Annotated in this window: 8 protein-coding genes; 2 read left to right on the top strand and 6 right to left on the bottom strand. The window is 59.3% G+C overall.

The annotated features are described in order from the left end of the window. From ACWI8T_RS06300 to ACWI8T_RS06280, 5 genes are all read right to left on the bottom strand, one after another. On the bottom strand, positions 1–741 hold a 741-nt coding region (locus ACWI8T_RS06300; protein ID WP_449138326.1), incomplete at its 3' end, for a CpsD/CapB family tyrosine-protein kinase. 3 nt (positions 742–744) lie between these two features. Then, a complete protein-coding gene (locus tag ACWI8T_RS06295; protein ID WP_329936184.1) occupies positions 745–1,404 on the bottom strand; it encodes a YveK family protein in 660 nt (219 codons plus the stop codon). 41 nt (positions 1,405–1,445) lie between these two features. Continuing rightward, on the bottom strand, positions 1,446–2,912 hold the full coding sequence (locus ACWI8T_RS06290) for an LCP family protein (protein ID WP_449138325.1): 1,467 nt from the start codon (positions 2,910–2,912) through the stop codon (positions 1,446–1,448). A gap of 476 nt (positions 2,913–3,388) precedes the next feature. Next, positions 3,389–3,640 carry a hypothetical protein gene (locus ACWI8T_RS06285; RefSeq protein ID WP_114616324.1) on the bottom strand — a complete coding sequence of 84 codons (252 nt, stop codon included), beginning with the start codon at positions 3,638–3,640 and terminating at the stop codon, positions 3,389–3,391. A gap of 351 nt (positions 3,641–3,991) precedes the next feature. After that, complete coding sequence (locus ACWI8T_RS06280) at positions 3,992–4,924, bottom strand: homocysteine S-methyltransferase family protein (protein ID WP_449138324.1); 933 nt, start codon at positions 4,922–4,924, stop codon at positions 3,992–3,994. A gap of 1,521 nt (positions 4,925–6,445) precedes the next feature. Between ACWI8T_RS06280 and recN the strand changes: the two genes are divergently transcribed. Next, positions 6,446–8,122, top strand: a complete 1,677-nt coding sequence (gene recN, locus ACWI8T_RS06275; protein WP_449138323.1) for a DNA repair protein RecN — start codon at positions 6,446–6,448, stop codon at positions 8,120–8,122. A gap of 393 nt (positions 8,123–8,515) precedes the next feature. Continuing rightward, complete coding sequence (locus ACWI8T_RS06270; protein WP_418949729.1) at positions 8,516–8,947, top strand: YbaN family protein; 432 nt, start codon at positions 8,516–8,518, stop codon at positions 8,945–8,947. Here ACWI8T_RS06270 and ACWI8T_RS06265 read toward each other — a convergent pair. Further along, positions 8,899–9,762, bottom strand: coding sequence for an ATP-binding protein (locus ACWI8T_RS06265; protein ID WP_449138322.1), 864 nt, complete (start codon positions 9,760–9,762; stop codon positions 8,899–8,901). The two genes, ACWI8T_RS06270 and ACWI8T_RS06265, sit on opposite strands and share 49 nt — an antisense overlap. Between the last annotated feature and the right edge of the window lie 413 nt (positions 9,763–10,175).

The following is a 10,175-nucleotide window of genomic DNA, read 5'->3' as shown; positions in this document are numbered from 1 at the left end:
CTGCGGCACCACGATCGACGAATCCATGTCGAACGTGTCTTGCGGGGTGGCGGGCGAAGAATCACCGTGCTTCATGCGCTTGCCATCTTTGTTGTAGTACGCGTAGTAGTACTCGCTGCTCTCAACTTCGCAATCGTTCAGAACGGCGCCAATCACGTTGGCGTCGGCCTTGCGCAGCTGCTCAAAGGCGGCTCGCACCTGGTCGCGCTTCGTGAAGTTGTCGCGCACCACGAGCACCGTGCCATCGACCAGCGAAGAAAGAATGGCGGCGTCGATGAACGCACCAACCGGCGGCGTGTCGAACAGCACGTAGTCGAACTCGCGGCTCACCATGCCAATGAAGCGGCCGAAGCGCTTCGAGGAAAGCAGGTCGGGTGGGTTGGGAATGTGCGGTTCGGCGTCAAGGAAATACAAGCCTTGCTGCGGCAGGGCCACAATTGCCTGGCTCAGCGGCTCCTCGTCGGCGAGCACCGCGTGCAGGCCCACCTCGGGGTGCACATCGAACATGCCCGCCAGCGAACGCTTGCGCATGTCGCATTCGACGACCAGCACACTTTTTCCACCTGCGGCAATGGCCTGAGCCAGCTGCGCCGTGATGGTCGACTTGCCCTCGTTAGGCACGGTAGACGTTACCACCAGCGTGCGCACCGGATTGTCGACGCTTGCGAAGCGAATGTTGGCGAGCAGAGTTTTAATGGAGTTTCGAACCGCTTGCTGGTTCTGCGACTTCTTGCGAGCCATGGATTATTTCGCTCCCTTCATCGACGGAATGCGGCCAATAACGGGAATGCCCAAAAGCTCTTCCACGTCTTCGGCCCCGCGCACGCGGGTGTTCAGCATGTCCATGAGCACCACAATGGCAATGGCCACGAACAGGCCGGCCAAAAACGCAACCGCCGTGTACATAAGGCGGTTCGGGCCGCTCGGCGACGTGGGCGTAACGGCCTCGTCAATCACGTTCACGCTTTGCACGTCCATGACCGACTGAGCCACGCTCGAAACGTTTTTCGCGAGCTCGTTGGCGATGATCGCCGTGCTGGCTGCATCTTCACCGGTCACCGTGAGCGAAATCACGCGCGACGTGTTTTCGCTGGACACGCTGATTTTATAATCGCGCAGGCTCTTCATTTTCAGGGCCTCGGCGGTTTGCTTCGACACGGTGTCGCTCTCAATAAGGGTCGACACGTCGTTGGCGATCATCTGAGAAGCCGACAAATCTTGGCTCATGGACGTTTTCGTCGTCGAATCGCCCTTCACCAACACGTACATGCTCGTAGATGCGGTGTAGGAGTTCGGCATGAACAGGTAGCTATACACTCCCATCACCAAAGCGCACACCAAGGGGAGCGCGATCACAAGCCTCAGGTGCTTGCGCAAAAGCTGCAAGAGCTCAAGCAGAGTCATATTTCGTTTGCCTTTCTCGTTAGCGCGGCATGCCGCGATTGTTACTCTTCAGGAGCCACATCGTTTGTGGTAAGGCCCGCATTTGCCACCAGGGCATCGTAGCTTTTCGGTGCCGGCGAATTGCTTGCCGCGCCCAGCTTCAAGTTGCTCGACTGAGCCTGCGGAATTTCGGCCGTGGTGTCGTTAGGGTCGAGGCCCGCATCGACTCGACACATCATATCGCGCCATTCGTTGAACATGGGGCACACGTAGCTCACGCCACCTTCCGTAAACGAATAGCTGGGGCACACCGCCGAATACAAAGTGAGGTCTGCCACTTGGAACTGCTGTGCAAGAGCCACAATGTCGGTAACTGACAAGTCGGTGCTGATGCTCGACGCGAGCGAGCTCACAAGGCCCGGCAACTGCCCCGGAGGCGAAGCGAGCACCTGTTTGATGATGCCCTGCACCACCAAGCGCTGCGCCTGGGCGCGGCCAAAGTCGCCGCCCGAAACGTTGTAGCGCTCACGGGCGAAGGCGAGCGCCTGCGCACCATTCAAGCGCTGGTTGCCAGCGTTGAACGACATGCCGCCGTTACCCGCATCGAAGCTTTCGGGAACATTAACCCAAATGCCGCCGAGTTCGTCGACCACGCGTTGCAGGCCATCGAAGTGCACCTCGCAGTAATGCGTGATGGGCACGCCCGCAAACGTCGAAACCGCATCAACCGCGCCCGACGCGCCGCCGAACGAATACGCCGCGTTGATCTTCTGCCTTCCCTGACCATCGATGGTCACCATAGTGTCGCGAGGGATAGAGATGAGGTCGACCTGGCCCTTATCGGGGTCGATGCGCGCGAGCATGGTCACGTCGCTTCGACTGGCGGTTTCGCCATCGTCGCGCGAGTCGCTGCCCAAAATGAGCATGTAGAACGCGGTGCTTTCCTCGGTGGCCGATTCGCTCGCCGATGCGGGCTGCAACGCTTCTTTGAGCTCGGCTTCTTCCTGCTTATCGTCGAAGCCCATCGACGCGTTGAGCGAGCTTACATACGCGGCGAGCGCAATGCCACTGCCCACGATGAGTGTGAACAGCACCGCGAACACGATAAGCGCGATGCGGCGGCCTTTGTGCCGCTTTTTGCGCACGCGGCGCACGCCGTCGTGCTCGGGGGCGTTGCCGTCGGGGCCGACATCAAAGTCGGTGTCGAAATCGTCAACCGCGCCCGCGTGAAAGCCCTCGTGGAACTGGTTCACGCTCGGCATGCGATGCTGGTAAGCCGCGCCCGCGGCCCGATAGGCGCCCTGGCCTTCTTCCTGCTGCCACTCGGGCTGGTGCTGCTCCTGCTGTTGCGAAAACGGCGAGGGGCCTTGGGGGCTGTAACCTCGATTCTGCGAATCACGCTCGCCCGGCTGCTGAGTGATAAGCGACCGGACCGAATCGGTGACCAGGCTGCCCAGGTCCTCAGGCTTGGCGTGCAAGCCTTTCCGCGGAGGCAAAGGCGCGCCGTCATCGTTAGAATAATCCGACATACTCAGTTTCTTTCGTAACACTCAAACGTTAAAAGCTCACACAGCGTATTTGACGCTAATTTAAATATTTTATATATGCCCATGCTACCCGCGCAACAAAAGAACGCGCTTGCACACATAAAGGGTACTTTACGCACAATAGGCCGTAGGTAACGCTCCTGATGGCAGGCTTGACTGTTGCGCAACTTTCTTGGAAGCCAAAATGAGAGGCCCACCCCATATCATTGAATGCGCAAGAGCGCAAACCTTGGTAAATGAGGAGCAAGAGCGAAGCAAAGATGCAGCAAAGCCGCGGCGCGATAGAGAGGCGCGGGGTCGTGCGAGCCAGTAGCGCGGCTGCAACGCAGGTCGGAAGCGGGGCTCGCGCGGGCCGGGGACAGGGCTGCAGCGGAGGCCTGCACGGGGATTCCCCTTTTCAGCGACGCCGTTGGCGTAGCGCACTTGCTAGTTTAGGGCTCGCGCGATAGGCCGCCGCCCTACTCCACAGTGCCGTAGGTGTAACCCCAACCATGACCGGCAATCGAGGAGTTCATCTGCTGGCACAAAGCGATGCGCGTATACGCGCCCGGCGGCAGCAGCTCCACGATTTCGCGCATGTCGGCGCACACATCGAACGTTTCCGCCGCCAGAATCACATCAAGCCGCTCAACGATGGGCGTGTTCTTGAAGAGATAATCCACAACGCGCTGCATTTCGCCATACGAATCGCTTCTCTCAAGCAAAGCCATGCAGTGGTTTCCTTTCTTTTATATGCGACATCTGTTGCAACCTGTTAAATGCTCGTAGCGTTAAACAGGTTGCGTGGCGCTTGACGAGCCGAACCAGTGGTGTTCAAACCTGTTAAACGCTGCGAGCATTTAACAGGTCGGGTGCCGCCGCTGTCGTCAAAGCCGCGACAACCGTTGCGGCCGCCGCTGCGCGACCGTTGCCGCCCGCGTCTCCGATGTGCTAAAAATGCTCGCAGCGTTTAGCACATCCCTTGTTGCTCGACGCATTGTGGCGGCCTCGGTTCAATGTGCTAAACGCTGCGAGCATTTAGCACATCCCTAGCACGTCCCGACAGGCCTGCCGACAAACAATTAGCGAATGCTGTCGGCGCCGAAAACGCCTGCGGCCAAAGCGCCCGTGTATGCAGGAGTCGCCTCGCCGCACGCGCGCAGAAACTGAGCGCCCGCTGCACGCAGAACCACAGCCGCATCGGCCATGAAGTCGGGCAGCGCATAGGGATTCTCGGGAATGGGTGCGCCGAGCGATGCGCGGCGCTTCTCGGCGGCGGTCGCCTGGCGCACGCTCACCTGCACCAAAATAGGCTTCGGCGTAGCAGCGGCGATTTCACGCACCACTTCCGCAATCGCCTCGGGCGCAGCAGCGCTGCGAATGCCAATCACGTCAGCCTTCGCGAGCACCTCGATCGCTTCAGCGAGCGGCTTTCCGTCGAACTCGCCTTTCTCATTCACGTCAACCGACACAAACACCGGGCCCGTATACGCGCGGCGCACGCCTTCGATGCCGCACTGAACATCGGCCGCGCTGCGTAATCCGTTCAAGAAAACCGCATCGAAGCCCGCGCCTTCACTTTCAGCAAGAGACCCCATGGCTTCCTTGCCGCCCTCGACGAGCGCTCGCGCCGCGCCTTCATATTGCGCCGCGCACTGCTTCATCGACATCGCCGACGTGGCATCGAGCGGAAGCCCGCACGGACCAACTTCGCACAGCACATGCTGCGGCGCATTCGCGCGCGCATGAGAAATAGCCGCCTGCGCAAGTTCTTGAGCGCGATCTTCCATACGCTTGTGCGCCAGGCGCGCCTCGCAAATATCGGTCTCGGCAACCAAGCACTGCGCACCCGCCATCGATTCAAGGCGCAGCGCATCTCGCATAGTTTCCGGCTCAACCAAGCTCATATATTCAGCTTCGGTTTCCATGTCGACGCCTTGGTTCGCGAGCGCGAACGCGAGCGGGGCGGAAAGCACGAGCATGTCTTTGTGAAAACGCAATTCGATATCGGCCATAAGAGCCCCTTTCGGACGTGGCGAACGCGGCGCGAAACACGGCAAAAGCGCGCGCGGCGCGGCTAATGCAATGCCCTGAGTATAGTTGCAACGCGGCGAACGGAGCGCCTGCAAGGGCCGCTTTCCCGAAAAGTGGCGCAAGCGCGCTTCACAAGTCAAAAAGCGGCTCAAAATGACGCTGCGGCAAACGGTCGTTTTGCAGCGGCGAACGGCGAAGCTTTTTAATGACGCTTCAAAAGCCCTTCACAAACGCATACACATTTTTAGATTATGTCTAATTCACCCTCATTATGTGAGGTGTTGCTTTATGGCTCCCATCAGGCCTTTTACATCTTGTCGAGCACAGGTGCCCTGCGTACACAAGTCATTCAAAACCGTCTCACAACTTCTTGAAAACCCGTACCTATACTTTTGCCTTGCAAACGCGGGGTCCCCTTCCCAGTTTGCCTGCTACCCCAAAGCAGTACGTACCGGTGCACCTCCCAAGATCAAGCACCGTACACCCCCTCCTTGTGTGAGGCCCGGTTCCCCTCCGGGCCTCAAGTTCTCTCTTAGGCCCGCTCGTCCGAACGGGCCTTTTCCTTTTCCTGGGAACGAAACGAAAGCGATTCTTTGCAACGAGCGCCCACCATAATGACACGTAAACGCCAATCGCAATCGCATAACGGTGCCGTTGCGGAAAATCGCGCGCATCGCAGTGCACGCGTCGCAGTGCCCGCAGCCACACCGAATCGGCTTTGTAGCGCAAAGACACGCCCGCAGATCGCCATAAAGACGCTCAACCGGCTTCATTATCCCAACTACGCGTTGCTGACCTGCGGTTTTTAGAAGCAATGGGCATTTTTGCTAATCAAATCCTCAATGCTGTGGCGCGCATTGGCGCATGGAGACAGTCGCGATTCGTGCATATATGCAATTTCATCGCTTTCTTACCACGTATTATTTATTCTGTCCCTTTTTTCGACGGCATTCGGTTTCTTAAATATTTCCTATAGGCGCTACTTATATATTTCACTCGTAAAAAAGAATATATAGGCGTGGCTTATGGAATTTCTCGGAACGTAAGTTCAAAACTGTCCCGTTCCACAAACCATACACTTCATGGTCACAACTTCTCAAATAGCGACCTGTATACTTTTGCCCTGCAAGCGAAAGGCTCCCCTCCTTTACTTGCCTGCTTCCCCAAAGCAGATTTTGAACCGACGCGATCTGAAGCGTCGTTCATCCCCTCCTTGTGTGAGGCTCGGCTCCCCTCCGGGCCTCAATTTATCTCTACAGCCCGCTCAACCGAGTGGGCTTTTTTGTTGCCCTCGTTCCGCGCGAGAAATCGCGCTCGGGTTTCGCGCACGACCATAGCGCGTCTTCGCACGCACAGAGCTCGCCGCCGCGCCGCCGCGCTCGCGCACTTTCACCGTTTCCCTTTGGTTTTCGCGCCGCACGCAACCTCGCACCCCAAGAGCCTATAATGGACGGCACCTGACCGTCGCAGCGTGCGGCGGCGCATTCGAGAAAGGTTTCGCCATGCTCGACGAGCTCCACGTGCAAAATGTCGCCCTTATTCGCGAAGCGACGTTCGCGCCCGCGCAGGGCCTCACGGTGGTCACGGGCGAAACGGGCGCCGGCAAAACCGCACTGCTTTCGGCGATCAAGCTGCTTGTGGGCGAGCGCGCCGACGCCTCTACCGTGCGTGAGGGCGCGCAGGGCGCCGTGGTCGAAGGCCGCTTCTTCTTGCCAGCCGATGCCGACAACGCCGACGACGGTCACATCGCATGCCGCAAGGTTTCCGCCGACGGGCGCAGCCGCGTGAGCATCGACGGCTCCATGTCCACCGTGCGCCAGCTTGCCGAGCAGCTGGGCGCCACCGTCGATTTATGCGGCCAGCACGAGCACCAACACCTCTTGAAGCCCGCAAACCACGCCGCCATGCTCGACGCGTGGGCGGGCGATGCGATTGCAAGCGCAAAAGCGGCCTACATCGAAGCTTTCAACGCCGAACAGGCTGCAGCAGCAGAACTTGCCCGCGTTCGCGAAGCCTCGCAGGCCTCCGCCGCGCAGCTCGAAGAGGCGCGCTTCACGCTCGCCCGCATCGATGAGGTAAACCCCACGCTCGACGAATACGACGAGCTTATGGCGGAACTCCCCAGAATTGAAAACGCCGAAGCGCTCGCCCAGGCAAGCGACGGCGCATATTGGGGCCTTTCAGGCGACGGAGGCGCAATTGAGGCCGTAAATTCTGCTATCGCCTCACTCGAGTCGCTCACGACAGCCGACGCCGCACTCGAACCCCTGGTTTCGTCGCTCACCGACGCGTCCTATATTCTTGAAGACGCCTCGCGCGATTTGCGCGAGTACCGCGACGGCATCGATCACGACCCGCATGCCCTTGAACGCCTGCAAGAACGCGCAAGCACCCTGCAAGGCCTTATGCGCGCCTTCGGGCCGCGCATGGAAGACGTTATCGAGCGTCGCGATGCTGCCGCCAAACTCATCGAGTCGGTCGACGATTCCTCGCGCGTGATCGCCCAGGCCGAAATCGCCCACGCCGCCGCCGAAGCGAAGCTCGTCGAGGCCGCCAAAGCGTTCGACGACGCGCGTAACGCAGCCGCCCCGAAATTCGGCGAGCAAGTGAACGCACAAATGGCCCGTTTGGAGATGGGCGGCGCCGAGCTCCTCGTGCACGTCGACCCCCTTGAGCGAGCGCAATGGACGCGCGCAGGGGCCTCGAAGGTCGAATTCATGTATCGGGCCGGCACAGGCATGACGCCGCGTCCGCTTGCGCGCATTGCCTCGGGCGGCGAGGTGAGCCGCGTGATGCTCGCTTGCAAAGTTGTGCTGGGCGAGGCCGACGCGCGCGACACGCTCGTGTTCGACGAAGTCGATGCCGGCGTAGGCGGCTCGGTCGCGGTGGCGTTGGCCGCCGTGCTGGCCGATTTGGCAAAAACGCACCAGGTGATCGTGGTGACCCACCTCGCCCAGGTGGCCGTGCGCGGCGAGCGCCATTTCATGGTGAAGAAAACCGCAGGGGCGGCCCCCAACGAAAGCGAAGACGCAAACGCCGCCGAGGCCGCGATTCCCGAAACCACGCTCTGCGAGCTTGGCGAAGACGAACGCGTTCGCGAAATCGCCCGCATGCTTTCGGGCGACGCAAGCGAGACCTCGCTTGCCCACGCAAAGGAAATGCTCAAAAACGCGCGATAGCGGTTGAACGCCCGAGTCAGCGCGCGTCATTGGGCGAATGGACCCCTCGTCGAGCGAATTCAGCTTTCATTGGGAAAACGCAGCGCTGCCAAGGGAGCGCGGCCCGTCGAGAGGGCGAAATCCTAATCAGACAACAGCAAAGCCCGCCTGGAGCAAAACCATTGTTCCAGGCGGGCTTCATATTGCGAGCGATATATGGGAATGCAGCTTAAATCAAGTCCCGCATCCCGCATACACGAGGCTTCGTATTCCGCTTCCCCAAAAATACGTCATTCAACGGTCGAATTCTTTATATTCTTTTGTTAGCATTAGTTAAGTTTGTTTCCGATAGCAAACTTAACCGTTATGAAAGGGTCGCAACGAGCGCCCTTGCAACCGACCGAAAGGCCAGCTGTGAAAAGAATCTTCTTCCTCGTTATCGCCTGGATAAGCCTCGCCCTTGGATGCATCGGCGTATTCGTTCCCCTACTGCCCACAACGCCCCTCGTGCTTTTGGCGACGTTCCTGTTCGCAAAAAGCTCGCCGCGCCTGCATGCCTGGATTTGCAAAACCCGCGTGTATGGCGCGTATGTCAAACCGTTCAAAGAGCGCGGCGGCATCACACTTGCGCGCAAACTTCAGATGCTCGGCCTTTCGTATGCCGTTATGGGTGTAAGCGCGTTTTTCATGCGCAACGTCATCGCATGGGCAGTTCTGGGCGCGATGGCCTTGTTCCTTGCGTGGCTTGTGGCCGTTCGCATTCCTACAATTTCCAACGAGGAAGCAGCCACCGCCAGCTACCCCACCGCAACAATGCGTCCGTCAGACGAAATTACGTCGATCTGAACGGGGATGCTCGACGCCACCGCACCAATGGCGCCAGCAGCACCAGCGCCATTCTGAGAACCCGCGATTGCCACTGCGCGGCGCACGGCCTGCTCAAGGCCGCCGCAGCACGGCACCTGCATGCGTGCGACGCGAACGCTTCGCACGTTGTTCTCAGCGATAATCTGCGCAAGCTTTTCGGTATAGTCTATGCCATCGAGCTTCGGGCAGCCAATAAGGCACACGCGACCCTTCAAGAAGTCTTCGTGGAAGGCGCCATAGGCGAACGCCGTGCAATCGGCAGCCACAAGCAAATCGCAGCCTTGGAAATACGGGGCATTCACAGGCGCGAGCTTTATTTGCACAGGCCAGTTCGACAGGCGCGCAGGCACGTTCACCACTGTTGAGACACCGCCCGCAGGCGCCGGAAACAGATTTTCGGACGAAGACGCATTCGAAGCGCTGTTCACGCCATGGGCAGGAGCAGCTTGGCCGCTTTCCGACACCACACCCGGCTCGGCTTCGCGCACAATCATTTTCGCCATGGAACCAGGACAGCCGCCCGCGGGCATGCTTGCATGAGTCTCGGCCTGTGCACGACGCATTTTCTCGGCAATCACGGCTGCCTCATCGTAGGCCGCAGCCTCGCGCTCGATGAATTCAATGGCATTTTCGGGGCACGCAGGCAAGCAATCGCCCAGTCCATCGCAATAATCGTCGCGCAAAAGGCGCGCCTTGCCGCCCACCAAGCCAATCGCGCCCTCGTGGCATGCATGCACGCACAAACCGCAGCCCGTGCACTTCTCTTCGTCAATATAGATCACGCGTCGTTTCATGCGACCCCCTTCGTTATTTTCGCGAGCGCATAGTAGCACCGCGTTCGACCGGTGGCAAGGATATGATACCTATACGATATCAATTTGAGTAAAAATACGCTTACGGCATCAAGCGCAGCGGCGAAGCCAAGCACGCGCGAACTCACGACGCTGCCATAGCGCCATGAAGGAAGGCCGCCTTTGCTGCCGACAACGACGAACCCCAGTCGACGACGGCCGGCCATCGCCCCGCCGAAAACCCGTCGCCACCGAGCCGCGCCTGAAACAATCGAGCCTTCATATAGGCGAGCCGCCCATAACAATAGCAGGGCTCTAGCGATTCTTACTATCTGCGCCCAAGCGGCGCCGCGAGACGTATGATAGCTTCGAACGAAATTACCCACGCGAAGGGGCCACAATGGACGCAACGACCG

Source organism: Slackia sp., from assembly GCF_977041755.1.
Note: the sequence above shows the minus strand (reverse complement) of the source record. Positions and strands in the feature narration are given on the sequence as shown.

Bases quoted from the DNA above. Each gene is read 5' to 3' on its own strand.
- recN (WP_449138323.1), top strand. From the start codon at position 6,446: ATGCTCGACGAGCTCCACGTGCAAAATGTCGCCCTTATTCGCGAAGCG.
- ACWI8T_RS06295 (WP_329936184.1), bottom strand. From the start codon at position 1,404: ATGACTCTGCTTGAGCTCTTGCAGCTTTTGCGCAAGCACCTGAGGCTT.
- ACWI8T_RS06280 (WP_449138324.1), bottom strand. From the start codon at position 4,924: ATGGCCGATATCGAATTGCGTTTTCACAAAGACATGCTCGTGCTTTCC.
- ACWI8T_RS06290 (WP_449138325.1), bottom strand. From the start codon at position 2,912: ATGTCGGATTATTCTAACGATGACGGCGCGCCTTTGCCTCCGCGGAAA.
- ACWI8T_RS06265 (WP_449138322.1), bottom strand. From the start codon at position 9,762: ATGAAACGACGCGTGATCTATATTGACGAAGAGAAGTGCACGGGCTGC.
- ACWI8T_RS06285 (WP_114616324.1), bottom strand. From the start codon at position 3,640: ATGGCTTTGCTTGAGAGAAGCGATTCGTATGGCGAAATGCAGCGCGTT.